The following is a 26210-nucleotide window of genomic DNA, read 5'->3' as shown; positions in this document are numbered from 1 at the left end:
TTTATTCCTTGGAAAAGAACGCTATTATTCTTTTGCCTGCAACACGATTTCCGATCCCTTCAAGCCTTCTGCGGAAGCTTTCAGCCGAATGGTCCCTGCCTTTTCGTGGGTACGAATGATGGCCAGACACAGGCCATTGTAAGCCCGGTGGTACGAGGCCTGGAAGGGTTCAGTACTCGCCGGAAAACCGTTGTCAACGCCCGCAATTGTCCCTTCGCCTTCGAGGTCGAAGTGAATCAGATGCCCGGCATTCGGTACCAGATTGCCCTGTTCATCCAGTATTCGAACGGTAACAAAGGACAAATCTTTTCCGTCAGCGGTCAGCTCTTTGCGATCGGCCACCAGTTCGATTCGGGCAGCTTTTCCGGCGGTATTGATTTCTTTGGTCAGAACCGTTTGACCATTTTTCCGGGAAACGGCTTTCAGGGTTCCGGGTTCGTACTTCACCCGCCATTGCACGTGCAGGCGTTCGTCCGTTTTCTTTTGGGTACCGAGTGATTTTCCGTTCAGGAACAGTTCCACTTCGTCGGCTTGGTTGTAGTAGGCCCAAACGTCCACGGTCTGATTTTTCTCCCAGTTCCAGTGCGGAAACAGGTGTAACATCGGCGTATTGGTCCATTCCGACTGATACATGTAATACACATCTTTCGGAAAACCCGCCAGATCAATAATGCCGTAGTACGAGCTGCGGGCGGGCCAGGGATACGGGTGCGGTTCGCCCAGAAAATCAAAACCCGACCAGACGAAACATCCCGCCAGATGCGGGTATTTTTTGATGACTTTCCAGACGTCTTCGTGCGTGGAACCCCAGTACGCGAACACGTTATCGTAGGCCGAAGCCGTAAAGTCGATATTCCCCTCCACCAGTTTCGATCGGCCGCTGCGGGGCCAGAGTTGCAGGGAGTCCGAGGGCATGATATAGTCGCCCCGGGTTTGCAGGCCTGAAACGGTTTCGGAAGGCAGGAAAAGCTGATGGGGAAAGGTTTTGGGCAGATCGGCGTAGGCTTCGTGTTTGTAGTTGAAGCCCAGTATATCGAGGGCTTTCGACTGATAAATGAAGTTTTTCTCAGGAATGTTTTCCGTCAAGGCCGACGTTACCGGACGGCTGGTATCCAGGTTTTTAACGATCTGCACCAGCTCTTTTGCAATCGTGGTACCCGTGGAATCAAACTGTTCGCGAATTTCATTGCCAATACTCCAGAGGATGATGGAGGGGTGATTACGGTCACGTTTCACCAGATCTTCCAGATCCCGGCGGTGTTCCTGATCCCAAAACAGGGAATAATCTTTCGCGGACTTTTTCTTCTTCCACATATCAAACGCTTCATCCATCACCAGAAAACCCATCCGGTCACACAAGTCCAGAAACTCCGGAGCGGGCGGATTGTGCGAGGTACGGATGGCGTTGCAGCCCATGGCTTTCAGTAGTTCCAACTGCCGCTCCATGGCTCGCACGTTGATCGCCGCTCCGAGGGCTCCGAGATCGTGGTGCAGGCATACGCCCAGGATCTTCGTCGGCTGATCGTTCAGGTAAAAGCCTTTGCTGGCATCGAAACGAAAAGACCGCACGCCAAAAGGCGTTTCCACCTGATCCACCAGTTGATTGTTCTGGTACAACTGCGTTCGTAAGGTATACAGATACGGGTTTTCGATGGACCAACGGGTGGGTTTGGCAAGCGTTAACTGAATAGATTTCTGACTATTTTTAGACTGCTGGGTTACAATTACTTTCCCCGTCGCGTCCAGAATGGTTTGCACCAGTCGATCGCCGCCCGAGACCTGCGTCTGCACCTGCACCTGAGCCTGCTGAGCGGTCACGTTCGGCGTCGTTACGAATACGCCCCAGGGACGGATGTGCGTGGGTGACGTAGTAACCAGCCGAACATTTCGGTAAATCCCGGAACCCGTGTACCAGCGGGAATTTGGCTGAACGGAGTTATCGACGCGAACGGCGATGACGTTAGGTTCTGTACCAAACTTCAAATGCGGTGTCAGGTCGTACTGAAAGGAGCTGTACCCACTTGGCCGAACGCCCAGGGAGTGTCCGTTAATCCAGACTTCGCTGTTGCGGTGTACGCCGTCGAATTCGATGGACACGCGTTTTCCCTGAGCGGTAACGGGCACGGTAAACGTTTTGCGGTACCAGCCGATACCTGTCGGTAAGGCTCCGCCCTGCGTGGTAGTCAGGTGATCTTTGCTGAATTGACCGCTGATACTCCAGTCGTGGGGCAGGGTGACGGACTGGCTTTTAGGGTGATTGAAACTGACTTCCCTGGCCTGGGGCACATCCGCAAGGACGAACGTCCAGTCTTTATTGAATGACTCCGTTTGTCGGGGGGAAACCTGGGCGTAGGTTTGAAGACAGATTAGCGACAAAAAAATGAATACGTATTTCATACCAGTACCCCGGATGGCATCCGGGGCTATTTAAGTGGAAGCCCTCCGGGCTTATTCGACCCTCTCGACCTAAGCCCGGAGGGCTTGCATGTGATTAGCCCCGGATGCAATTCGGGGAACATACCGGGATTGTCCGGGAATCCCTCTAACCTTACTCTTTCGCAAATTCTTTTTCACTCTTTCCTACATCTTTCGAAGTAGCGACGGCGATTCCCCGCTGATCTTTCTTATTCACCGCACAGTAGAAATGATACACGACGCCCTGGTGCTTGAGAACGAACGATTTGTGAGCGTATAATGCATCGTAGGGTTCGGAAGGCTCGATTAGATTGGGGCCCGTCCAGTCGGTCCAGTGCACGAGGTCTTTGGACGCAGCAAATCGGTTAAACCCTTTGGCTTTGTGATCTTTCCAGAAGGCTCCAAAGTAAAACATCACCCAGGTGTCTTTGATTTTCTGGAGAACCGCATCGCCCGTGATACCGACCGGATGCTGGAGAACGGGCTCTGGTTCAAAGCGTTGCCAATGCTCCATATCGTCAGAGACGGCCATACCGATGCGTTCGAACCAGCGGGTTTTCAGGTTATTTTTTGCCGAATCACCATTGGCGTTGTAGTACATCACAAAGCGATGTCCCGTCAGCTTCTGCCGATCTTCGATGACCGAGCTTTTAAACAGCTTGCGATTCTCCCACCAGCGGGTATCGGGGTCTTTGGCCGTAAATAAGGGTTTAGAAAAGCGTTGCCATTCGTGTACCTGCGTGGGATTTTTCGTTGTATAGGCCATACCGATGGATAAATCACCCGCTTCGTAGCCCCGGCCATTCCCTCCAATATACGACATCCAGTATTTATTCTGATAGGTTTTCAGCTCGTAACTACCGCCCCATTCCGTATCCTGCAGGGCGTTGTATCCCGCTTTCTGGTGAGCATCCCACAGGGTCGTATCGGCGGAGAAGGAGAGCAGACGGCCTTTGTTTTCCCAGTGCAAGAGGTCTTTACTTTCGGCTAGCCAGGTTTCGTACCCGCGACCGTCGTACTGCAAATAGGTCATGTACCAGTTCTTACCCTTTCGGAACACGGTGGGACAATCCATCTTTTTGGAATCATCCTCCGTGACCATTACCAGACCGTACTTATAGGGCGTTTTGACTTCGTCGTACAACTGCTGCATTTCCGTTGCGGAAACACTGGTTTTCTGGGCAAAAGCAAGCGAAGCGAAAAGAAAATATACTAGAATCAGCAGCGTACGAGTCATGGGCAATGGCCTGTTTTGTGCAGTTACTTCTTTGAACGTTACAAAACTAAAGGCATGAATCCGCAGTATTCTCTATCATTTTTTCTAAAGATTGTATGAAATTAGCTTCACCTAAAAATACTGATTGCGGAATTACCTGGGTAGCAAAAGGCTTATTCTAAATCGCTATAGGGGCCTTTCCAATGATTATTACTTCGTATTCATTTCTGTGGTACGCTTTATCTACAAAAAAAGCTCGTTTAAAACGAGCTTTTTTGGTAATACTGAATACTTCAATTACTTGGCAGCAATCGTCATATTCGTTGCTACGTGAGCGTTAAATTCGAAACCAGCGGGAACTTCAGCATTCTTACCTTTCATCGTTAAGAATAAGATACAAACTACGATACCCAGTACAATCGCCAGGGTTTGTTTATCTTCTCCTTCCTGGTACAAATTACCGCCCGTTAAAAAAACTTCCTGCTGATCAACCGCCTGCACGGATTTAATTTGAATTTCTACAAATCCTTCTTTTCCCAGCCCTTTTGCTTTTTGAGCCCGCATCACTTGACCTTTGGCAATAGATCCAGCAGGAATGACAACTTGATCCTCTACTTTAACGTCATATTTAACCCGGAAATCAATGACCTGTCCGGGAATAACCTGATCGGATCGAATCAGAGACATCGTTTCCATCGGAATGGGAGTACCCGCCGGCAATACCACTTCGGCATTACCACGCATTCGGAAAGACATGCAGGTACAGCAAATCACTAACAGTAAAGCAACGTACTTTACGTAAGTGGATTGGTAGATTGATTGAATCATAAAGGACAAATTATAGGTGAGAATTATATTGAAGTTTTCGAACGATATTTTCTTTCTGTTTTTCATTAAACCGTTGGGTACTCTTGACTGCTCCCGTGATGTTTCCGAGGTAAAAACTTAAATTAAACACACCGGTTAGAGCCGCCATTCCGTAATTTTCTTTCTTTATATTAGAATATGTAGCAAACGTTAAAAGTCCATTGATAAGAAACGAAGCAACCGCCGTTTGTTTATGCCCCGCATACCAGTATCCAGCACCTGGAATAACGGATAAAGCTCCCGCCAAAGTAGGACTGCGATACCAAATTTTCTCCGCATCGGCAAGCGTTTTAAGGGCTGATTTTGAATTCATTACGTATGAATCGAACGAAGAAAGAAGTCGGTACGCCTGAGCGGACGCCTGCCAGTTGTATTGTTTTGCGTACACTAATGCTCGCAGGGCCAGAAACTTAGGTTCTGTACGACAGTGCTGACATTGCGTTAATCCTTCCGTAATCAGCGTAAGCGTCTGCGTATCATTTGAAAGCTTATCCTGAACAAGAGCAATCTGATAGATCAGTTCAGGATCTTTTTTAAGGCTGGTGGAAGCTTTCGTTTCGTACTCAAAAATAGCTTTCTCGTAGTGCCCTAAAGCATTTAAACAGATAATCTTATTAACAAACAGTTCATTGCCAACGTTCTTGGCACTATTCTCCAGACGGATAATTTCTAAAAGAGCTTCCTGATAGTATTCATTATTTAATAAATTCCTAATTAATCGCAAACTGGAATCCGGTTGGTTTAAACTAGTATAGGCGTAAAAGTAACGGTTAGCAGTATACTCCAGATTCCTGGGAATTGTATCATAGTGCGGATAATCGATGTATTTAAATCCAGTTTTACTCAATGTCAGTCCGTAATGATCGCGGTCGTGTCCACACCTCAGCAAACGATCAGAAGTTAATAGAAATGCGTTCACAAATGACGTTTCCTGAAATACTTTTATCCCGTAATTAGAACAGCTGGGATACATGGGACACTGATGTCCTCTAATCGCACTAATATGTTGCTGATAAATAGAAATATAGTCCGTTACTGAAGATTCTTTCGTACGTTTTTCATTAAAAAAAGATTGCTCAGTACTTATTTTTTGCCCATCAGAAGCGTAAGTAAAAGCCTGAGCATTCAGGCCAATGCAATAATAAATACAACTAATAAAAGTAAAAAAATACTTCATTTATGGACAGTTAATCACGTCCAAATATAGATTCATTTTTCAAATTTAAGAATGCTATGTAAGCAAATTCATTGATTTTAACTTATCTTAACTAATTGTTATTTTTATAAAAATTTTAATAAACAAACTTCATCTTTTTGTAGAGACGGTAGAGAAAATGCGTACGTACTAACTTTTCTTTCCGTGTTCACAGTACGTCGAAATTAGTTTCCACTCGTACGAATTACCCGAAATTGGTAGTTTCCGGACCCTATAGATATTTTTATTTTCCCAGATTCTGAATTCATAATCTTCACTTCTTTCACTTCCTTGATCGGTCGATTATTTTCAGTAACTACGGCCGTCTTAGACACTGGCAGTAGTACCGTAGCCGTCGTGTTGGCCGGAATTTCCACGTTCAGCTCAAACGTATTTCCGGACTTTCTCCAGTCACTAACAATCAAGCCGTACGGGGACTGATAGGTCGCTTTGGCCTGCGTCACATCGCCGACGGGTTGCGGTTCGATGACGATTTGTTTGAAGGCAACCGACGATGCCTCCTGCTTGATTCCCGCCAGCCCGGCGTAGAGCCATTCCATCAAATGCCCCAGCATAAAATGGTTGTTCGACGACGTGGGCAAGGCCTCCCACGATTCCGTCAGAGCGGTAGCCCCTTTCGCCAATTGATAGCCGTAGCCGGGCACATCGCTGCGGCTGTTCATATCGAAAATCACATCCGAGCGACCCGCGTCTTCCAGTACCCGGAGCAGGTACCGGTAGCCAATATCACCGGCCGTCAGCCCGTTATTCCGACTTTTAATGTCTTTGATTATATGTTCAATCACCGCCGCTTTGTCCTGCTCCTCCACCAGTTTCATGTACACCGCCATGGCGTTGGCCGTTTGACTGTTGGTGGCGTACTGTTTGGTTTGAGGATTGAAGAAAGTATTGTTGAAAGCCTTTTTCACTGTTCCGGCAAAGGCCTGATACGCCGCTGCATCCTCTGGTTTGTTCAGTAACGTAGCGATTTGCTGAAGAACCGTCAGGTCGTAATAGTACATCGCCGTACCCGTTACGCCCATGGGCGTCAGTTGCGAAGTTCCCGGCGGTTTGGGGCCCAGGTCGTACCAGTCACCTAAACCCTGCGAGAGAATATGATTTTTCGCTTTCGTCCCTAGATACTGGATATAGCGTTGCATCATCGGGTAACTCGCCGCCAGTTCGCTTTTTTCACCGTACCACTGATACAGGTACCAGGGAGCCAGAATGGCACTGCTCCCCCACTCCGGCGAATCCCGGAAAATGCCGTCACCCCAGTGGAATTCCACGTATTCCGGAGCGATTTCCGGAATCAGTCCGTTCGCCAGTTGCGTTGCTTTCATATCCTGAATGGACTTTTTCAGCAACAACGCAATGTCATACGGATACCGAACCGAGCCGCCCATGAGGTGTACCTGCTCCAGCCAGCCGAGTTTTTCACGGTGTGGGCAGTCCGTAAAGACACTCGCCATGTTACTCTTGATGGCCCAGTCGATCAGCGTATGGGTTTGATTGAAGAGGGGATTCGAACTTACAAACGTACCCGTATTCGGGGCCACGTTTCGCGTGTGTAGACCCCGTAATTCCAGGATTTCGGGTTGTCCATCCGGATTGTTCTGCTTCGTGGGTACGCCGCCCCGCACCTGTACGTACCGGAAGCCGTAGTACGAGAACCGGGGTTGCCAGGTTTCGACGCCCTGTCCTTTCAGAATATATTCGAAGTAATAGGGTCCGCCCGTCGTTCGCTGGGTAATGAGGCCCTCTTTCAGTAATTCCGCCGGATAAATCCGCACGGTATCGCCTTTATTGCCCCGGACTTTCAGATAAATAATTCCGGAGAAATTCTGTCCGAAGTCGTATAGCCACTCGCCCGTTTTCGTTTTCGTCGTCGATTTTGACGTGAATACATCGGCAATTTTCAACGGCTCCTGTAGTTGGGAAATCAGTACGGGCGAACCCGTTACGCGTATCGGTTTCTTCCAGGATGCATCGTTGAAACCGGCACTATCCCAACCGACTTGCTCGAGGCGGGCGTCGTAATTTTCCCCGCCGTAAATACTGGAAAACGTAAGGGGGGATGGTGCCGTTTTCCAGGAATCATCCGTGACAATATCTTCCGTTGAACCATCCGCGTACGCCAGTTGCAGCCGAGCGATGAGCTTCGGATACCCGAACTGTACTTTGAGTTTTCGGAAACGACCTTTTACCGGTGGCACGTAGTAAAAGCCATTGCCCAGCATGACGCCAATGACGTTTTCGCCCTGCTGAAGCTGATTGGTCACATCGAACGTCACGTACTGGGCTTCCCGGTCGTATTTGGTCCAGCCCGGATCGAGGAAATGGTCGCTTACCTTTTTTCCGTTCAGACTCATTTCAAAATGGCCCAGTCCACAGACGTAGGCCGTTGCTTTCCGAAGGGGTTTCCGTAGGACGAAGGCTTTCCGGAATAACGGCAGGACGTTGCTTCCCGTAACTTTATCCTTCACATCGTCCCGTGGCAGCGGATTTACCAGCGAATCGGCCAGTTTTTCGTACGCGATCCACTGACTATCCTTCCAGTCGGCAGGCGTGAGCAAGCCCATGTGCCAGGAAGCCGGGGCCGACCATTCAGACGAATGCTGATGGGCGTCCCATACTTGTACTTTCCAGTAATACGTTCGGGTGGCCTGCAAGGGTTTTCCCCGATAGATGATTTGAAGGGACGAATCAGACGCGATTTTTCCCGAGTCCCAGTACGTACCCTGCTGACGACTTAAGGCCTCTTCCGAATCGGCCACCAGAATCTGATACGCTCCCTGCCGGACATTCCGGGTATCGGCTGACAATTGCCAGCTCAGGGCCGGGTGTTTGCTTTGAACGCCCAGGGGTTCCGTTCGGTACTCGCACCGCAGGTTTACTACTCGCAAGGATTGAGCGGATAGCTCGAAAAATGCCCCACTTAGGATACTGAATAAAACTAGAAAAAACCGTTGATAACCAATCATGTCAACAACCAATACCGATGAACAAACAACCAAATTCTACAGCGAGTAACTCACCCGATAACTTTTCCCTTTTTCAATCGTCATTTCGTAGGAACCAGCCCCGGTTGAACGGATTTCGCCCTGCTTGCTGGTGGGTTTCTTTTTGCTTTTGAAGCGAAGCGTACCCGTTCCGGCGGCACCCGTCACCTTGATTTCTTTGCCACTACAATACACCTCTACTTCCCCCTGCGGCGTCGGCACTTTTCCTTCGATCCACTGCAGGCCACCCAGATTCGGCTCAATCAGATAGGTCTGATACGCCGGGGCGGTCGGTTTTACGCCCAGATAATACTTGCCCAGCAGGTACAACGGGCTGGCTCCCCAGGCGTGACACAGGCTCTTGCCAAACTCGCGACCGTACATGGCATAATGTTCGGCTCCTTTTTTGTCCGGATTGTATTCTTCCCAGAAAGAGGTCGCTCCGAGTTTGAGCATTCCGCCCCAGTAATCTTTCATTTCTTTGGTTACGTACGGTTGCTCGCCCAGGGCACACAGGGCTTCCAGCTCGTAAAAACGCATGTACGGCGTTGTAATTTTCGGCACCTGATTGTTCAGTAACACGTGTTGCTTGACTTCCTGTTTCTGGGCGGGGTTGAGGTAATCGAAAAAGACGGCGAACATATTCGCGTACCGGGTCACGTGCGGAGTTGAAACGCCGTCTACCCGGCTGTGTACCAGAGCGTGTTTTTCGGAATTCCAGTAGTATTGAAAGAGCTTGCCTTTTACTTCTTTGGCCAGTTGAGCATACTGACTGGCGTCCTCAGCATGGTTCACGATTCCGGCACACAAGGCCATCGTTTCCAGACTTCGGGCGAAGAGTAGTTGCTCGAAACTCACCTCTCCTTTTTTGCTCAGTCCCTCCGCCCAGTCGATAAACACCCAGTCGCCGGACAAGCCTTCCAGCAACCCGTTTTTATTCCGCCGGGTTAGGCAGTAATCCATCAGACTTTTCATCCGGGGATAAAACTGCTGAATGAAGCTTTATCGCCCGTAAACTGGTAGTAATCGTAAATGCTGATGAACCAGTAAAAGGTGTAATCCATGATGGTATTGATGTGGCTCGTTACGGGGTCTTTGCCGCGTAAGGCCAGCATGGTACGAGCCACGGAGGGCGAATCGAAGAAGGAATAATAATTCATCAGGTAACTCTGGGAGGCGTCGCCCGACCAGATCCAGCGGTCACGTTTGATGCCGTCGATGAAAAATTCCCGGGTATTCAGATGAAGCGTATAGAGAGCAACGTCGTAAATTTTATTGATTTCTTCGTCGGAACAACGGAAGCCGCCCCGCTCCGTAACGGGCAGGAATTCGTAAAGCATGGAAACGCCGTCGATGGCCACACTGCCGTCAAACTGCACGTTGACGTACCGAAAGGCTTTGGTCAGTTCCATCACCGAGTCGCGTTTGGCGGATTGGTTGATTTCCAGAAAATCCGTGGTTTCGCAGGTCTCCGTTGCCAGAGCTTCTTCCTTCGATTCGCCGTAATAAATCCGGACGTTTCCCTGACCCGTCAGCCCTTTCAGCTTCAGGAAACCAAAGGTTTCTTTCCCAAAATCCAGCAGGAACGACTTCGCCTGCTTATCGACCGTCACGGGGTTTTCTTCTTTCGTATTCAGTTTGAATTGCGAAGGCGGTACGAGCGGATCGTTGAAGTTCCAGGAACCCGCCTGTAACCAGGTCGTTCCCGACTGGTCGGAGGCTTTTCCCGTTTCATCAATCCATTCTTTATCCTCGAATGTCACCAGCCAGGAAGCGTCGGACTGGATGGTTTTTCCGCGAACGAAAACAGCCGGAACGTGGGCCTGATTGAAGACTTTGAGGTTGATTTTATGTTTTCCGGCGGGTACCGTAATGCGTTTGGGATAGCCCGTGAGAATCTTGCCGTCGAGCTTGACATTATACCGGCCTTCCACAAAAAGCTCCACTTCTTCCGGTTGACTCAGGGTAAATTCCTTGTGGAAATCCATGAGGTTGTAATGACTATCTAGCTTCCAGAACGGCGGCATAAAAGTCGTGCGTTCCGTACGTCGATTCTGCATCTGGTTCCCCAGCCAGATTTCGTAATCGCCGGGATACCAGATCCAGGTCGCCTGAGCGAATACCGAAACGTTCATCAGGAGCAGGCTTAGGAGGAAGAGGTTCTTTTTCATTTGAATCAAAAATGTTAATCCGTCAGTACTACAGACTCTTGCACTAGTTTACTTTAACCCAGCTTCTGTTGCTATCGAAACAGCAGATATAGCGTCAGCATCGTAATCATCAGGGCAATCCAGGCCGCCCAGACTTTGGGCGTGGGTTTGACTACCACCTGCGTGGTATTGACCTGATAAACCGTCGGGTTCCGATCCAGTACGGAAATCAGCATCGCCAGTACCAGCAGGCTCACGAAAATCAGAAACGAAAGCAACAGGTAATGCGGCCAGAAATCGTAGCGGTCGGGCGGTAAGACCCACAGGTACACAATGCCGACGCCGAGGCTGACTACCGAGCCAGCCGATAAAACGGTGTTGACGGCCCGTCGCGTGGTTCGCTTCCAGAATACCGTCAGCAGAAAGACGACGGCCAGGGGCGGAGCAATGAAACCCAGTACGGATTGAAACACGTCGAACAGGTTCAATCCCTTGATACTGTCAATGGCCAAGGCCATACCTACCGCAAACAGGCAGCCCGCAATGACCGTCAGGCGGCCTACCCGAATCAAGTCTTTATTGGTAGCCGAAGGGTTGATTTTTCGGGCATACACATCCATCGTAAACACCGTACTCAGCGAATTCAGCGACGAGCCAATCGTACCGACCAGTACAGCAATCAGCACTACAATGACCAGTCCGTTCAATCCGGGCGGGAAGAGGTTGGTCACCATCGTCATGTACGCCTCGGCCGGATCCTTGAGGTTCGGGAACAGAATGTAACAGAGAATGCCGGGCAGAATAAACAGCGGCAACGAAAGGATTTTCAGCCAGCCGATGAAGTTGACGCCCAGTTGTCCCTGCTCCAGATTGCGGGCTCCCAGTACCGACTGGACCATCGCCTGATCGGTACAGAAGAAGGCAATGGCCGCTACCGGATAACCCAGCAGGATGGCATACCAGGGATATTTCGGATCGTCGGCGGGATGAATCAGGCTCCAGTAATCGGCGGGGGCTTGGGCATAAACGGCTTCCAGTCCACCGACTTTCTGAATTCCTAACAGAGTCAATGTCAGGGATACGCCGATCAGCAACAGCATCTGAAAAACGTTGACGCGGGCGATGGCCTTCAGTCCGCCCGTATACGCAAACAGTCCGGCAAAAGCGACCAGTACCACCACCGACGGCCCCATGGGTAAGCCCAGAATCTGTCGTACCAGAAATCCTCCGGCGAACAGGCCGAGCGAAAGCCAGGAAATCAGAATCTTGATGAGGGCATACCAGGCCAGGATGGTCTGCGTGGATTCGCCGTACCGCTGACCCATGAACTCGGGCATGGTACTGACGTTGGCAGCCAGGTATTTCGGAGCGAAAACGATCGCCAGCAGAAAGAGAAATACGAAGGCGTACCAGTCAAAATTAATGGCGACGATCCCCGTGCTATACCCGATACTCGCGAAGGCCAGCAGCATCGACGGCCCGACGTTGGTCCCCCACATGTTGAAGCCAATACTCGCCCAGCCCAGCGATTTGTTCGCCAGAAAAAGCGTTTCTTCATCCGCCGATTTTTTGCTTACACTGGCTCGAAAACCGATGAAAGCTAAAATCAGAACGTAGGCCACCACGATCCCGTAGTCCAGCAGCGTTAAGCGATCAATGATATTGTTCATACGAAGATTAACTTCCCGGAAAATGATCGTTTTTCGGGAAATCGGGAATGAAGGTTAAAGTCCGTGCTCCCGCAGCAAATCCGCCACTTTTACGGGTTTTCCCGTTTGCAGGGACTGGTCCATCGCCTGTAACAAGGCCACGGTTCCGATGCCTTCTTTTACGTCGGGGTACGCCGTCTGGCCGCTTTCCAGGCAGTCGGCAAAGTATTCGAGGTAGTTCTGGTATTCGCCCGCGTGATGACTTTTTCCCTCAAACCGGAAATAGTGCTTGAGTTTGTGTTCCCAGGTCAGAATACGTTCTTCGCCGGTTTTGTCGGTGATGGCGTACCGCAAATCCATGTAATCTCCCTGACTACAGCCTTCCGTACCCCGCAGAATGCAGCTCATTTCGCTGTCGCGGGTGACGGGCTGTACGGGTCCGGTATAGGCTCCACTAACCCGGGCGATGCGTCCGTCCGTAGCCCTGAAAATGAAGTGCATGGTATCGGCGTTTTTGAGGCCGCCGTTTTTTCCGTTCGAACTGAGCATTCCATAACCCATCACTTCTTCGATGTTGGGCAGGTACCAGCGAATGAAATCGACGGGGTGGCTCAGGCCGCCGTACAGCCACTTGAAGGCGTTTTCGAGCGACCAACCTTTGTCCAGAAACCAGCGGTGGTCGGCGTGGTAATAACTTTCGATGGTGATCAGCTCGCCAATGAGTCCGGCTTCGTAGTCAGCCCGCTGTTTTTTCATGGGCTCGAAGAAGCGGGAACTTTGGCCAACGAAGACGTTCTTACCCGTCTGCTCGCTCAGTTCAATGAGTTCTTTGGCTTTGGAGAGATCGTCAATGAAGGGCTTGGTACAGACGACATGCTTGCCGTGCAGCAAGGCCTGTTTGGTATGCTCGGCGTGAAATTTATCGGGGGTATAAATGGCGATGGCATCGATGGTCGGATCATCGAGCAAGTCCTGATACTGCGTGGTATAGGAGTAAAAATCAAATTCCTTGGATCGTTGCAGGCAGAGTTCGAGCTTCTGATCACAGACTTTGACGAGTTCGATTTTTGTACTCTGTAACGCTGCCGACATGGTGCTACGGCCCTCGCCCAATCCTAAAATTCCTAGCTTCAACATGGATGTATTTTTAGATCTTTTTTTATTGTTCTGGATTGCCTGGACCCAATTCGAAAGCTTTGCCCTTTTAAAGCTTCGTTATTCACCTAAACGGGGTTTGGTTCTCCTTACTAGCTGGCTAGTAGCCCGTGAGCCTTCCAGGCTGGACCTCTCCGTAACTGCCTAGCTTAGCTCCAGGCCACCGCATTGCCCGCGAGACAGGTTACTCCGCTGCTCACGGGCGGGAGAGGTTTTCTTCTTCTGACATCTATTTAGTTATTGGTTGATGATTTATAGTTGTTATAACTACAGTCGAATACCCTCATGGACGACTTAAAACCAGGCCCCGTCCTATCCCATTCCATGGCGGGCTCAAGCCGCCTTTTTCATCCGCAATGCGGTGGCCTAAAGCGGGATGAAAAGAGCGGTGGGCGTGCCGGCATGGAATGCATAGAGACTAAATGACCAGCCGTGCCTGCGGGGCGAAATAGGTCTTAGTCTAAAGCACTACAAAAACAAACGAGCTTTACTTCATCTGTACCCAAACCTCCCCCACCTTCGTACCCGGAATGCCTTCCTGATACTTCTTCATGCGTTGATTCCATTCGACTACGCGGGGATTGCTTTCGGTGGTTTTGGGGTCCAGCTTTTCCAGGCTTTCGCCCTTCGGGGTACTGATGACCAGCATCAGTTGCCGCCCGTTTCGGAATAGCAACAGTTGTTGAAACTGGGCATTACAAAAGCCTTTCGAGACTTCCGGCCATTGTTCGAACTGCGTGGCGTGATAATCGAGGTATTCCCGCTGCAGCTTTGGATCCGCGACGAGATTCGCCGTGAGGATCGTGTGCTCCCATTCCTTCGCTTCGGATGCATCCGCACATTTTTTCCGGTTGAATTCGTAAAATAAGTCGTCGTAGGTTTTGATCGTCACACCAGGAAACGCTGCTTTTAGCCGTTCACGGAGCAGGTATACATCCTGAATCTTCTCAAAAATGACGTAGTGGTTTTCCCAGCGGTACAAAGCCGTGGCGGGTACATTCCCTTTTGCCATGACGGCCCGTAGTTTTTCCTCTTCCAGCGGCTGTGTCGCGATCAGTTCTACGATGACGGGTTTCTCTTCATTGATTTTCCAGTACGCATCCGGCTTTGACTTTTCTTTCAACAGATGCCGATACGGAGCTTCGAGTCCCGCCCGGTTTTTAATACTGTCGGGTACAGCGGGGCCGTTGTGTGCCCAGACGTTGTTCGGACCGTTGGCGTTTTGCAGGTACTTTTCCGTCGGCGTCCAGTTATCCCGAATCGTGAAATACGCGGAGCCTTCGTCGGTGTACAGATAAAACCAGTGCTGCGGAATGTGGGCGTACGGGGCTTTGTAAATGCTGTCGATGGCGTTTTCGATGATCTGCGAACCGGGCTGGGCCGAAAGCGTGTAAATCGCCGCTACGTCGTACATGTGCTTGCCGTAGTGATGGATTTTGTTGGCCCGGATGCGGTTGTTTCGCATAACGTTAACGGTCGGCGTCCAGCCCCAGCCCATACTGATGCCGCTATAGCCGACTTCGTTGATTTCGTTGTGCTCGATGTTGAGATTCCGGGCAAAGCCCGCTCCAATGCCCACGCAACCCCAGTCTTCATTGGTTACGTTGGTAATCAGATTATTCCGGATACTTAACTGGCTACAAACTTCCCGTTCATCCTGGGGCTGATACGGCAAATGAGCTTCCACGGCTTCGTCGGAAAAAACGCCCGCCTGAATGCCCGTACCGCCGATATCCCGGAACAGATTTCCAGTGATGTGGTTGTGTTGAACGCCCCGGTGGTAGTCCAGCCCCGTAGAAGCCAGATGCTCGAACCGGCAGTTTTCAAAACCCGTGTGCGTGGCGTAGGAAACTTCCACCGCCGCCGTGGGCCGCCCCACCCAGGCCTGATTTTCCAGCGTTTTTTTCTCGGGCGTACCCGGAATTTTCAACTTGTACGCATCCAGCATGTACAAACCCGCCTGATGCGGCACGTGCCCCTCCCGCGAGGGTCGCAGCCAGCCCGTATGCTCGAAGGCAATCCCTCTGAACTGTACGTGCGAAACCGGATGATCGACGGTACCCGTCATCCGTACCAGCGTTTCAAGGTGCGGAGCGATGACTTCGGCGTTACTCAGGTTCTCGTCCGCTTTTGGATAGTAATAGAGTTTCTGCGTTCGGGTATCGAGGAACCATTCGCCGGGTTCATCCAGAAACTGAATCGCATTGGTCAGGTAATAGGCGGAGTTGCCCGTTTCTTTCGAAATCCAGGGAGCGGGCCAGGGGTGTTCGGACTGAATCCGGCTTTCGGGCTGGTGAAAAAAGAGTTGGGCACTGTCGCCCTGCACTTCCATTTTCCGGACGCGTAAGGTCGCTACGGCCCACCACTGATGAATAAAGAATTCAAGTCCGTACGCCTGGGATAAGTCGCCGAACTTCGGAGCTGGAATCCAGCAGGTTTGTTCGGTTTTATTCCAGGACAAAATCCGGCTCATCGTTCCGTAGGGCGTATCCTTCGCCCGCGTAGCTTTCTGCCCATTCACCCATAGCTGTCGAAATTCAAAAGGTCGTCCACCGATGAAAGGAACGTCCGTCACCCAGACTTTTCCGGTACTGGCTTTAGGCAATCCCGGCACCGTTCCTTTCACTTTCTGCCAGCCCGTTAGCGTTACGCCGCCGCTCAGGACGGGCCTTTCGTTGGGAGCCGCTTCAATCCAGGTGGGACTTTCAGCCGTACCCGAATCTTCGGGCCGGAGGAAGACGGGTTCGTCCAGCGAATACCGTCCACCCGCCAGATAGATATGAGCCCCCTTGCGTACGGAAGGATCGGCGAGCCGTCGTAACTCCCGTACTTTCCGCAGGGCCATCGTCAAACTCGCCAACGGCTTTTCCCGGCTACCTACGTTCGCGTCCGAGCCGGTAGTCGATACCCACACTTCGGCCTGCTGGGCGAAGCCTGGAATCGAAAGAAAGCAGATGAAAAGTAGTATGAAGCTAATTTTATGCATCGAAAGTACCTGGAGTTTTAAGTCCAGACTATTGATAATGAATCCTTTTGGGCTAATGGTTACGCCTGAAAAATGGATTTGAGATACGCCGTATTCGCTCCGAAATTTTTCTTTACGTTGCGGGGATCGTTGGCATCGCGAGACCGTTCGATGACAAGCCAGCCTTTCCAGCCCATGTCGTCGAGCGTTTGTTTGACCTTTTTCAGATCCAGCCGCGGGTTGTTTTCCAGCCATACGCCATCCTCGTCGGTGCAGTGAATCATGCAGATGCGTTTTTTGCCGAGAATCCGTAGTTCTTCGTGCAGGTCGCGGCCCGCTTTCAGGGGATTGGAGAAGTTGAAGTAGCTTTGAATGTGTTTCGAGCCGATTTCGTCCAGTAACGCTACCTCGCCCTTCGCATCCAGGGAGGTTTCAATCCCGATTACCACACCCGCTTTTTTCGCCATTTTTCCCACCACTTTCAACCGCTCCACAATCGCCGGACGCAGTTCGGGATTTTTGACCAGATCGCCCTGCGTACCCAGGGGCAGAAAGGCAACCTTTACCTGCATGGCTTTCATGGTATCGATACAATCCTGCACCATTCGCTCGTAGGTCGGTCGCGTTGCAAAGCTTTGAGCATAAAAACCACTCATCGCCAACGAACAGATTTCTAACTTCAATTCTTTGGCTTTCTCCAGAAACTGCTGCCGTACTTCGGATTTGGCGAGCTGACTATCGAAGGTTTCCCGATTCCCCAGTCCACCCATATCCACTTCGAGTCCGTCGGCTCCAATGTCTTTGGTCAACTGAAAAGCTCCGAGTTTCTGCCGTTTCAGAATCATCAGATCCACCACGGCGATTTTGTACGCTTGTTTTTCTTTGGCAAACACCTCAAACGGCGAACCATACAGGGCCGTCAGCACCAAAGCCGACTGACCCAAAAACTGACGACGATTCAGGTTTTTCATGTTATTTTCTTGCTTTTAACGATCTGCAACGCTTTATACGCAGGAGCGAACGGGTATTCATCACCAACCACCAGCCCCTATTTGAGTCCGATTTTCTGCTCCAGTTCCTCAAAACTCCGCACGGCATTCGCGGGTAGTTTCTCCCCTTTTTCACCGAATACATACATCGCGGGATACTTCTCAATCGTGCATTTCGATTCGTCGAATTGACCCGCTGCATTTTTCACTTGCTTCGTATCCAGCTTGAACTGATCGGCCAGAAACTGGTACAGAGCCAGTCGCTTATTGATGCCGTAATCGTGTCCTTCTTCCGACAAATGCACGTTTTTGATCACCGCCGAAGGGCCGTAGAAGCCGTAGGTTCGTTGCAGGAAAGGAAACTCATGTTCGGGAACGTACTGGGTCCAGTCTTTACCGTCGGAAATGACCAGTTGTGGACGCGGAGCCGCCATGGCCGCTATCTCCACGTTGTTGGTACCGTGGCCGCAGAGGTGCACACCCATTCCACTCTCGCAGGGACAACCGCCGCTGTGGTACGAGGACGTCATAACCACGGGAACGCTCAAATCGATACGATCATCGAGGGCCGTCAGCAGCATCGTCTGGCTACCGCCACCCGAACCGCCCGTTACCGCGACGCGGGCCGGATCGGCATTTTTCTGGGTCAACAGCCAGTCGAGAATTCGCATCCCGTTCAGAATCTGAATCGTATTGGCCAGACTCCGACGGTGGTCGGCGGATTTGAATTGCAGCAGTGATTCTCCCCAGGCAAAGAGGTCGTAACTAAACGCCATCGCTCCCATTCGGGCCTGCATGGCACAGCGATACTGCGAATCAGAGCGATACCGTCCGTCTCCGAAATGACCGTCAGGATTGAGGATGACGGGCATTAGTCCTTTGGCATGCGTGGGTTTGTACAACGATCCGCAGACGTACATTCCCGGCAGGGTCTCAATGGCTACGTTTTCGACGGTATATCCATCGAACGTTCGTTTGTTGGTAATGATGGGTTGGCTTTTCGGAGTCGCGGGTAGCTGGTCCAGCTTTAACGCCGCCCGCATGCAGCTTTTGAGTTCGGCTTTACGCATTTCCCAACTCGCCTGATCCTTGTACAGAGAGGCCAGATAGTCGAGCTGCTGCTTGCCTTCTCTGGGCGTTTTCAGATGATACTGAAAGGCCTGCAATTTGTATTTTTTGTCGCCTTCTTTGGTAAACGTAATGTCCTGCGAGGCGAAGATATTCGACATCGTCTGCTCGACGTCGGGACGAAACCGCCAGTCGGCGTAGGTAATCTGCCGATCCTTCACCAGGTCTTCAGGATACCGGATTTTTACCGCATACTGGGTTTCGATTTCCTGAATTACCTCTTTCAAGGGTTTCCGGAATGCATCGTCGGAGCTTTGAGCGTAGGTTTTCGCCCCCAGCAGCAGGAGTAAAACAAGGATTCGTTTCATGGTTGTAGAGGATTCATTTCGTGGATTCAAACCGTTCCGATCGGTTTATCCGTCTTTCGTCATCTCGCCGCCCTGCGGTGGCGTATAGCCTTTGATCGACGGCCAGACGCCATCTTTGATCGGAATGAGTTTCATCTTTTTCGGGTCGATCACGGCGTGTTTGATTTTCTGGCGACGCCAGGTATACACGACGTGAATGAGTCCGTCTGACGTCTGAATGATCGACGGATAGGAATACTGACTGATGGGTGAGTCTTCGATAATCACCGCCGCCGACCAGTTTTTGCCGTCTTCGGAAATGGAGAGATTCAGGGGCGTCCGCGGACCTTTGGCTTTGTCGCCCGGTGGCAGCACATGGTTATACACCAGGGCCTGCCGACCGTCTTTCAGGGTGACGGCATCGGTACCGGAGTTGTTATTGGGCAGATTGGTTTTCGCCAGCGGCGACCACGTTTCCCCATTGTCGTTCGACCAGGATTCCAGAATAGCCCGGTCTTTGCTCCGTGCCAGAATCTGTAGCTTCCCTTTCCCGTGTTTGAGGATGCTGGGCTGAATGGCGTTGAGCGTTTTTCCGTCGTTGATCGGTCCGACTTTCCGCCAGGTTTTTCCCTGATCCTTGGTTACTTCAAAATGAATTTTCCAGCCCTTGCCTTCGGTGCTGGTCGGGCAAAACAGGTTGCCATTTTCCAGTAAGACGGGTTTGTTTTTGACGGGTCCGATATAGCCTTCGGGTAAGGATTTCGCTGCCGACCAGGTTAGCCCTCCGTCCGATGAGGTTTTCATCCAGCCCTGCCACTTACTCGGACTCGGGCCGATTTTGTAAAATAACAGCAGATCTCCGTTGGGTACCTGGTACAACACCGGGTTCCAGGTGGGGTACCGGAGGGTATCGTTTACGATGCCGTTGGCGACGTTTTGGGGAGCCGTCCACTGTCCTTTTTCCAGTCGACTGATGTAGATACAGACGTCCGGATTTCGCTCTTTCGTTCCCCCGAACCAGGCCGTTACCAGCCCTTTGGGCGTTTCGACGATGGTGGCAGAGTGGCTTTCCGGGAAAGGGGCCGTCTCAAAGATGGCTTCGTGTTTGACTACGCCGCTCTGCCATTTTTCGACCTGGGCCTGGGTTAACGGGGCGGTCAGCAGACCACCCGCCAGTAGTAGGTAGGTTTGGAACGTTTTCATGGTTTGTTGTTGCTATGCCGGATTTCCATCGGTTTCCGGGGTTTCTGTTTCTTTGGGTTTGGGGATTTTGCCGTCCCGTCCCCGGGTTTCACCCGGGGCTATGCTATGTACGTTGAAGTCCTTCGGACTTCTTATTTCGTCCGCCGTTGGGACCGAACCCTGGAGGGGTTCAATCTGATTAGCCCGGGGTTACAACCCCGGGGAGGGCATTGGTCTCCGGATTCGTCTCCCCGGGTTCCACCCGGGGCTATGCACATTGAAGTCCTCCGGACTTCTTACTTCGACTTTCCCTGGGATCGGATCCTGAGATTAGGTCTACGGGTGTCCCGGATAAGTCACGGGTTAACCTCAAACCGATACGTTCCCGAACCCACCTCCAGCACTACGCGATCGCCTTCTTTCTTTACCAACTTCAGCCCTTCCACGACCGTCACCTTTTTGCCGTTTTCTTTGATTTCATCTACCGAATTTGCGGGTAAATAGATTCGTGCTTTGGCATTACCCGGAATCTGGATCGACCAGCTTAACTGTCCTTTTTCTTTCTTCCAGGTGGACTGAATCAATCCGTAGCCCGAGCGGTACGAGGCGTCTACTTCCGTCAGCCCTTCCGGAAAATCCGGTTTCATTTCAATGACTTTGAAACCTGGTGCCTGAGCCTTAATTCCGGCGATATGCTCGTAGTACCAAATCAGTAAATCCCCCAGCAACATCACGTGATTGGCCGAATTCATTTCCGGATTGGCCGTATTGCCGTTCCATAATTCCCAAATGGTGGTAGCACCGTTTTCCACCATATAGCCCCAGCTCGGATAATCGCGGTTGGTTGCCAGCGTGTACGCCAGATCGGGCCGACCGTGCTGGGCCAGTCCTCGCATGAGCCATTGCGTACCAATCACGCCCGTACTGATGTGCGATTTCTGTTCCTTCACGATCTTATCGACAATACTGGCAAACACCTGCGACTGCTGTTTCTCGGGTACAATGCCGTACATCAGCGGCAGCAAATTCGCCGTGACTGTATTATTGCTGTACTGACCCGTAGAAGCCTGGAAGAATTTCTCATTAAAGGCTTTTTTCATCACCGCTGCCTGTTGCTCGTACGCCCGAGCCTCTTCTGGTTTCTGTAGCAACTGAGCAAATTGCTGCATCAAATCCAGCAGACCGATGTACGTAGCCGAAGCCAGTAGCATGCCATCCGTTTGCAGAGCCGGGTCTTTGGCGTGGATGAGATCTTTCGATTCCGGCGGTACGCACCAGTCGCCGTATTTATCCTTGGTAACGAGGCCGTCTTTGGTGTACTGAGCGGCCATGTAGGCCATCCATTTCTGCATCGAGGGATAATGTTTCCGTATCGATTCCGTGTCGCCAAACTGCCGATACAGCATGTTCGCCACCATCAGGTACGTACCTGGCCAGGTCACGTTGTCGCTGTAGTACCGCCAAAAGGCCGGAGCGACGTCGGGGATACTGCCATCGGCTTTCTGGGCCTGCTGAATATCATCCAGCCACTTGGCGTACAACCGACTGTTATCAAACAGAAAACTCTCTCCGTACGCCCCCGTGCTCCGGTCGCCCAGCCAGGGTTGCCGCTCGTTGCGTTGCGGACAATCGACGGGCATCCCTTTGTAGTTACTCCGAATGCCCCAGTACGCATTCTTGAAAATCTGATTCAGCGTTGGGTTGGAAGAGGTGAACGTACCAATCGTCGGTATATCATCATAGACCACGCGTCCTTCAAATTTTCGGGTTTGGGTACGCCCGGAAAACCTGTAATTTCCACGTACCGAAACCCGTGGTACACAAACGTCGGCTCCCAGGTTTCCGTACCACCGCCCTTCAGCGTGTACACGTCCGTTACTTTAGCATCGCGAAGGTTGCGGACGAACAGTTCGCCGTTTTCCTGCAACGTCTCGGCAAAGCGGAGTTTGATTCGGTCGCCGCGTTTACCCTGTACCTTCAGCCGAACCCAGCCCGCCAGATTCTGACCCATATCCAGCACGTAGCCACCCGTTTTCAAAGGTTGGATCGATACGGGTTTCACCGTCTCCATCACCTTCATATTTTCGTTCATCTGGGCTTCGTAAGCTCCGCCGGGTTCCTGCACAAATTCCGCTTTCAGCCACTTCTGGTCGTTGAAACCTGCGGTACTCCAACCCGGCAGTTCTTTCGTCGCGTCGTACTCTTCGCCGTCGTACTCATTGTTGGTACGAATGGGGCCGTCGGCCGTGGCTTTCCAGGAATCATCGGTAGTGACCCACTCCGTCGAGCCATCGGCATAAGTTAATACCAGATTCAGCAGCAGTTTTGGGTAACCAAACGTCTTGATCTTATAAGGCTTATAGGCCTGCCGCATGGTGTAATAACGGCCGTTACCCAAAATAGTCCCGATGGCATTTTTACCCGATTTCAGTAGTGCAGTAACGTCGAAGGTATTGTACTTGACGCCCTGCGTGTAATCCGTTGGAGCGGGAGCCAACACCTGATCGCCTACTTTCTGTCCGTTCAGGTAGAGTTCGTACAAACCCAGTCCGATGATGTATACCTTCGCCCGTTTGATTTCTTTTTTCGGGGTAAACTCCTTGCGGAAATACCGGGCCGACAGGCGGGAAAACTGCGTTTCCGTATCCCAAGGAAAGGCCCGATCAAGCCCAATCCAGCGACCTTTCCAGTCAACTGCGTAGAGCTGCCCCACGCTGAAATGCTGCGGCGTACTCCAGTCACTTTCGCCCTGATTGGTCCAGATTTTCACTTTCCAGAACGCCTCGGTCCGGCTTTTCAACGTTTTCCCCTGATACGGATTCTGGATACTCTGGTCGGCATTTACTTTTCCCGAATCCCAGAGATCGCCTTCATTCGCCGCCAGTTTTTCTTGACTCGAAGCGACCAGAATCTGATAGGCCGTCTGGGTCAGGTTTCGTTGCTCGCCCGTGAGTTGCCAGCTGAAACGGGGCTGTCGGGCATCGATTCCTTCCGGATTCATGCGTCCCTCGATTCGCAGGTCACTGACCCGCAAAGCCGTTGGTTTCTGATCGAAGGCGAACAGAAAAAAAGGCAGCAGCAGGATGAGTACGTAGCGTTTCATGGTATTTGTTAAACGTTCGAGAGGCTAAGGTTATCTGTTTGTATACCGTTTTGCTGTCCCGAGCATGTACTAATTTTTTCCGGCGAAATTGAAATAGACCGTGAGCACCTTCGCCCGCATCGGTTCTTTTTCGTAATCGTAGTAAATGTGTTTCATTCCCATCGGCCCGGTTGTTTCGGGCTTCTGGGTTTTGGTACCGATGCCCGAAATGCCCTGCATGAATGACAGATCACCCGAGGGGAAGGTCATTTGTACGTTGTTGTACTCATCCACAATCGGTTTGGGCGTGAACAGGCGAAAAAACAGATCTTCGTCCGGCGTAACCACCGTCAGTGGCTGGCCCTTCGTTTCGAGCTGCATCCAGTACAGGTTGGAATGATAGCCCTTGAATTCGGGGTACGTCAGCGGCGGCTCGCCCGTGGAAGCATTGTTGTAGGCTTTTTCCCAGACGCCCAGCTGGTTGCCTTTCATGCGGTTTTTCCAGACTCGGTACGGACCGTTGCCCATCCAGCGAACGGACTTCGCCTGTTCTTCCGGAAACGAAAAGTTCACCCCCACCAGATTCGTAAAGTAAGCTCCGGGGAAGTACTTCACCTGCATTTTCACCCAGCCGGAGGGATAAATCGTCCATTGCAGCGTGTTGTAACTGTTTTTGCGATCGAAGGTCGATTCGATGATGACGTTCTTGCCTTCGGTGCGTCGGGTGAAGCTCTTGAAGTTATTCACGCCTTCCTGGAGCACTGGACCATTCGTCAGCGGAATCACGCCCGAACCGTTTTTAACCTGCTGAATCCGGCCATTGCCTTTGTGCAGCACGAGCTGCATGCCATTCGCCGAAAGTGTGTAGAGTGAGTCGGTTTCGCTGATCTGTACGTTGCCCGTTCCCTCCGTTTTGACCACCGTCGCGGCGATTTTTTCGGGTAAAGAGATGGGGAAGCTCCAGGTAAAGAGTTCTTTTTTCTGCGGATCGAAAGCCGTAATATACAGTACGTCAAAGCTCTGCCAGTGGGCCGGAAGATTCGCCCGGATCGTCCCTTTTTCCAGCGGTTTCAGCGAAGGTGCGGTCACGGTAAAGCTCTGTTCGCTGGCCTTAGTCGTACCAAAAGCCGTTTTCACGAGTTTCCCCGAAAAGGAACATTGATTGATATTTGTGAAATGATACCGGTTTTCGATGGTGAACGTCCCGTCGAAACCCTCGGCGATTTCCCGGCGTTCGATCTTGATCGGTGACCAGACCTGTTTGATGGTGAAGAAACTGCCTTCTTTTTCGCGATACGAACCCACAATGCCATCGGCGGCGTGGTTGCCGTCGGTATCCAGGATGCCGTTTTTGTCGGTACGGATGACGCCATTGTCCGCGAAATCCCAGAGAAAGCCCCCCGCCGACAGCGGATTCTGCCACATGGCTTCCCAGTAATCTTCAATGCCTGCCCCGTGGCCGCCGTCGTACATGCCGTGCAGAAATTCCGTCGGCATTACAATTTCATGGCCCAGGTCATAGCTGCCAATGCCGTAGTTGTATTCCCGGTAATGCTGGGTATCGAAACCGCCGAATACCTCCCAGGCGTGAATGACGGGGCGTTTCTGAATATCTTCCTTCGCAAACAGCGGATCAAGATCGTAATTGTGTCCCCCTTCGTTGCCGTTAATCCAGAAGATCACGGAAGGGTGATTAACGTCGTGCGTAACGAGTTCGTGCAGCAGTTTGGTACCCGTCGGGGTGTCGTAGTTGCCGTGCCAGCCCGCCAGCTCGTCGAACACAAACAAGCCGAGCGAATCGCAAACGTTCAGGAAATGATCGTCCGGCGGATAATGCGACATCCGCACGGCGTTCATGTTCATTTCCTTCATCAGGTTCACGTCTAGTACACTCAGCTTTTTGTTCATTGTACGACCGGATGTCGGCCAGAACGAATGCCGGTTCACGCCCTTGAATTTCACTTTCGTACCGTTGACGTAAACCCCATCGCGTTTCCGGACTTCGACGGTACGGAAGCCGAATTTTTCCTGAAGTGTATGAAGCGTCTTTCCGTTTTGAACCAGACTAAGCTCCACCCGGTAACGCGTGGGTGTTTCGGAAGTCCAGAGTGACGGGTTGTTGACCTTCGTCTGAATCGTAACCGATGCCTGATTCGGGGATACTTTCGCTCCGAAGGGCGTACCCACTTTCTGGCCAGTCAGCGTGTACAGCTGAGCTTTGATTTCGCTGGCTTTCGTTACATCACCCAGCTTTACTTCGGCCTTGAAGGCCCCCGTCGCCGGAGCGTCGATGGCTACGTGTTCGATGTGTTCGACCGGAAGAATTTCCAGCCAGACGGGACGGAAAATACCTCCGAAAATCCAGAAATCGCCCTTCCGCTCAGCCGCGTTGACCGACGCATTGGCGGAGTGTTTGGAGACGGTGACTTCGAGTAGATTATCCGCTCCGTATTTAAGCTGATTGGTTACATCGTACTTGAAGGCGTAGTAGGAACCTTCGTGTTTGGGGCCCGCCGACGTACCGTTGATTTTCACTTCGGTATCGGTCATGACGCCTTCAAACACCAGGTTGATTTTTTTATTCTTCCAGGCCGCCGGAACCGCAAACGTATACTTGTACAAGCCCTGTTCCCGGCCTTTCGAGCTGTCGCGGTTAAAGCCGTAATTGTACTTCCCGAAGCCCTGTAATTCCCAGTTGGAAGGTACAGGAATGGTCGTCCATTTACCGGAATTCTGCCCAGCAGTACAATAAAACTGCCAGTTGACGGTCTGGTCGCTGCCCGTACCCGACAAATAGTGTTTGCGGGTCTGCTGAGCCTGAGCCAGCGACACCAGCCAGATGCTTAGGAATAAGAGGTAGAAACTTGTACTTTTCATGCTTTCAATACTGGCTTTCGTTCACGTTCCGAAAGCGTTAAACTGCTAGAA

The 26210-nt window shown here is 51.4% G+C and carries 16 protein-coding genes; all 16 read right to left on the bottom strand.

All coding sequences use genetic code 11. The annotated features are described in order from the left end of the window. Positions 1-24: 24 nt before the first annotated feature. Positions 25-2397 (bottom strand): glycoside hydrolase family 2 TIM barrel-domain containing protein, encoded by a 2373-nt coding sequence (locus BWI97_RS17670; RefSeq protein ID WP_102202180.1) that lies wholly within the window; start codon positions 2395-2397, stop codon positions 25-27. 151 nt (positions 2398-2548) lie between these two features. Next, a complete protein-coding gene (locus BWI97_RS17665; protein WP_102202179.1) occupies positions 2549-3652 on the bottom strand; it encodes a glycosylase in 1104 nt (367 codons plus the stop codon). Positions 3653-3928: 276 nt separating this feature from the next. Next, on the bottom strand, positions 3929-4459 hold the full coding sequence (locus BWI97_RS17660; RefSeq protein ID WP_102202178.1) for a hypothetical protein: 531 nt from the start codon (positions 4457-4459) through the stop codon (positions 3929-3931). 10 nt (positions 4460-4469) lie between these two features. Next, positions 4470-5675, bottom strand: coding sequence for a membrane protein insertion efficiency factor YidD (gene yidD / locus BWI97_RS17655; protein WP_102202177.1), 1206 nt, complete (start codon positions 5673-5675; stop codon positions 4470-4472). A gap of 203 nt (positions 5676-5878) precedes the next feature. Beyond that, positions 5879-8599 (bottom strand): family 78 glycoside hydrolase catalytic domain, encoded by a 2721-nt coding sequence (locus BWI97_RS17650; protein ID WP_199182035.1) that lies wholly within the window; start codon positions 8597-8599, stop codon positions 5879-5881. 114 nt (positions 8600-8713) lie between these two features. Next, positions 8714-9658, bottom strand: coding sequence for an alpha-L-rhamnosidase C-terminal domain-containing protein (locus BWI97_RS28940; RefSeq protein WP_199182034.1), 945 nt, complete (start codon positions 9656-9658; stop codon positions 8714-8716). A gap of 8 nt (positions 9659-9666) precedes the next feature. Next, complete coding sequence (locus BWI97_RS28935) at positions 9667-10866, bottom strand: hypothetical protein (protein WP_199182033.1); 1200 nt, start codon at positions 10864-10866, stop codon at positions 9667-9669. Positions 10867-10937: 71 nt separating this feature from the next. Then, the gene (locus BWI97_RS17640; RefSeq protein ID WP_102202175.1) at positions 10938-12515 is read right to left on the bottom strand and encodes a sodium/solute symporter; all 1578 of its coding nucleotides are present in this window, start codon (positions 12513-12515) and stop codon (positions 10938-10940) included. Positions 12516-12569: 54 nt separating this feature from the next. Continuing rightward, a complete protein-coding gene (locus BWI97_RS17635; protein WP_102202174.1) occupies positions 12570-13631 on the bottom strand; it encodes a Gfo/Idh/MocA family protein in 1062 nt (353 codons plus the stop codon). A gap of 505 nt (positions 13632-14136) precedes the next feature. Beyond that, complete coding sequence (locus BWI97_RS17630; RefSeq protein WP_102202173.1) at positions 14137-16635, bottom strand: L-rhamnose mutarotase; 2499 nt, start codon at positions 16633-16635, stop codon at positions 14137-14139. A gap of 59 nt (positions 16636-16694) precedes the next feature. Further along, positions 16695-17585: a sugar phosphate isomerase/epimerase gene (locus BWI97_RS17625; protein WP_102202172.1), complete on the bottom strand. Its 891-nt coding sequence runs from the start codon at positions 17583-17585 to the stop codon at positions 16695-16697. Positions 17586-17662: 77 nt separating this feature from the next. Beyond that, complete coding sequence (locus tag BWI97_RS17620) at positions 17663-19039, bottom strand: DUF4974 domain-containing protein (RefSeq protein ID WP_102202171.1); 1377 nt, start codon at positions 19037-19039, stop codon at positions 17663-17665. Positions 19040-19084: 45 nt separating this feature from the next. Beyond that, positions 19085-20221 (bottom strand): exo-alpha-sialidase, encoded by a 1137-nt coding sequence (locus tag BWI97_RS17615; RefSeq protein ID WP_102202170.1) that lies wholly within the window; start codon positions 20219-20221, stop codon positions 19085-19087. A gap of 335 nt (positions 20222-20556) precedes the next feature. After that, a complete protein-coding gene (locus BWI97_RS28060) occupies positions 20557-21948 on the bottom strand; it encodes an alpha-L-rhamnosidase C-terminal domain-containing protein (protein ID WP_199182032.1) in 1392 nt (463 codons plus the stop codon). Next, on the bottom strand, positions 21891-23303 hold the full coding sequence (locus tag BWI97_RS28055) for a family 78 glycoside hydrolase catalytic domain (RefSeq protein ID WP_199182031.1): 1413 nt from the start codon (positions 23301-23303) through the stop codon (positions 21891-21893). Before BWI97_RS28055 ends, BWI97_RS28060 begins: the two co-directional genes overlap by 58 nt. 69 nt (positions 23304-23372) lie before the next feature. Next, positions 23373-26159, bottom strand: a complete 2787-nt coding sequence (locus tag BWI97_RS17605; protein WP_102202169.1) for a glycoside hydrolase family 2 protein — start codon at positions 26157-26159, stop codon at positions 23373-23375. Between the last annotated feature and the right edge of the window lie 51 nt (positions 26160-26210).

It is taken from the genome of Siphonobacter sp. BAB-5405, assembly GCF_002872335.1.
Lineage (GTDB): Bacteria > Bacteroidota > Bacteroidia > Cytophagales > Spirosomataceae > Siphonobacter.
Note: the sequence above shows the minus strand (reverse complement) of the source record. Positions and strands in the feature narration are given on the sequence as shown.

What these genes read in the sequence shown, in the direction of transcription:
- BWI97_RS17670 (WP_102202180.1), bottom strand. Translation starts at nt 2,397, where the DNA reads ATGAAATACGTATTCATTTTTTTGTCGCTAATCTGTCTTCAAACCTAC.
- BWI97_RS17665 (WP_102202179.1), bottom strand. Translation starts at nt 3,652, where the DNA reads ATGACTCGTACGCTGCTGATTCTAGTATATTTTCTTTTCGCTTCGCTT.
- BWI97_RS17660 (WP_102202178.1), bottom strand. Translation starts at nt 4,459, where the DNA reads ATGATTCAATCAATCTACCAATCCACTTACGTAAAGTACGTTGCTTTA.
- yidD (WP_102202177.1), bottom strand. Translation starts at nt 5,675, where the DNA reads ATGAAGTATTTTTTTACTTTTATTAGTTGTATTTATTATTGCATTGGC.
- BWI97_RS28940 (WP_199182034.1), bottom strand. Translation starts at nt 9,658, where the DNA reads ATGGATTACTGCCTAACCCGGCGGAATAAAAACGGGTTGCTGGAAGGC.
- BWI97_RS28935 (WP_199182033.1), bottom strand. Translation starts at nt 10,866, where the DNA reads ATGAAAAAGAACCTCTTCCTCCTAAGCCTGCTCCTGATGAACGTTTCG.
- BWI97_RS17640 (WP_102202175.1), bottom strand. Translation starts at nt 12,515, where the DNA reads ATGAACAATATCATTGATCGCTTAACGCTGCTGGACTACGGGATCGTG.
- BWI97_RS17635 (WP_102202174.1), bottom strand. Translation starts at nt 13,631, where the DNA reads ATGTTGAAGCTAGGAATTTTAGGATTGGGCGAGGGCCGTAGCACCATG.
- BWI97_RS17630 (WP_102202173.1), bottom strand. Translation starts at nt 16,635, where the DNA reads ATGCATAAAATTAGCTTCATACTACTTTTCATCTGCTTTCTTTCGATT.
- BWI97_RS17625 (WP_102202172.1), bottom strand. Translation starts at nt 17,585, where the DNA reads ATGAAAAACCTGAATCGTCGTCAGTTTTTGGGTCAGTCGGCTTTGGTG.
- BWI97_RS17620 (WP_102202171.1), bottom strand. Translation starts at nt 19,039, where the DNA reads ATGAAACGAATCCTTGTTTTACTCCTGCTGCTGGGGGCGAAAACCTAC.
- BWI97_RS17615 (WP_102202170.1), bottom strand. Translation starts at nt 20,221, where the DNA reads ATGAAAACGTTCCAAACCTACCTACTACTGGCGGGTGGTCTGCTGACC.
- BWI97_RS28055 (WP_199182031.1), bottom strand. Translation starts at nt 23,303, where the DNA reads ATGAAACGCTACGTACTCATCCTGCTGCTGCCTTTTTTTCTGTTCGCC.
- BWI97_RS17605 (WP_102202169.1), bottom strand. Translation starts at nt 26,159, where the DNA reads ATGAAAAGTACAAGTTTCTACCTCTTATTCCTAAGCATCTGGCTGGTG.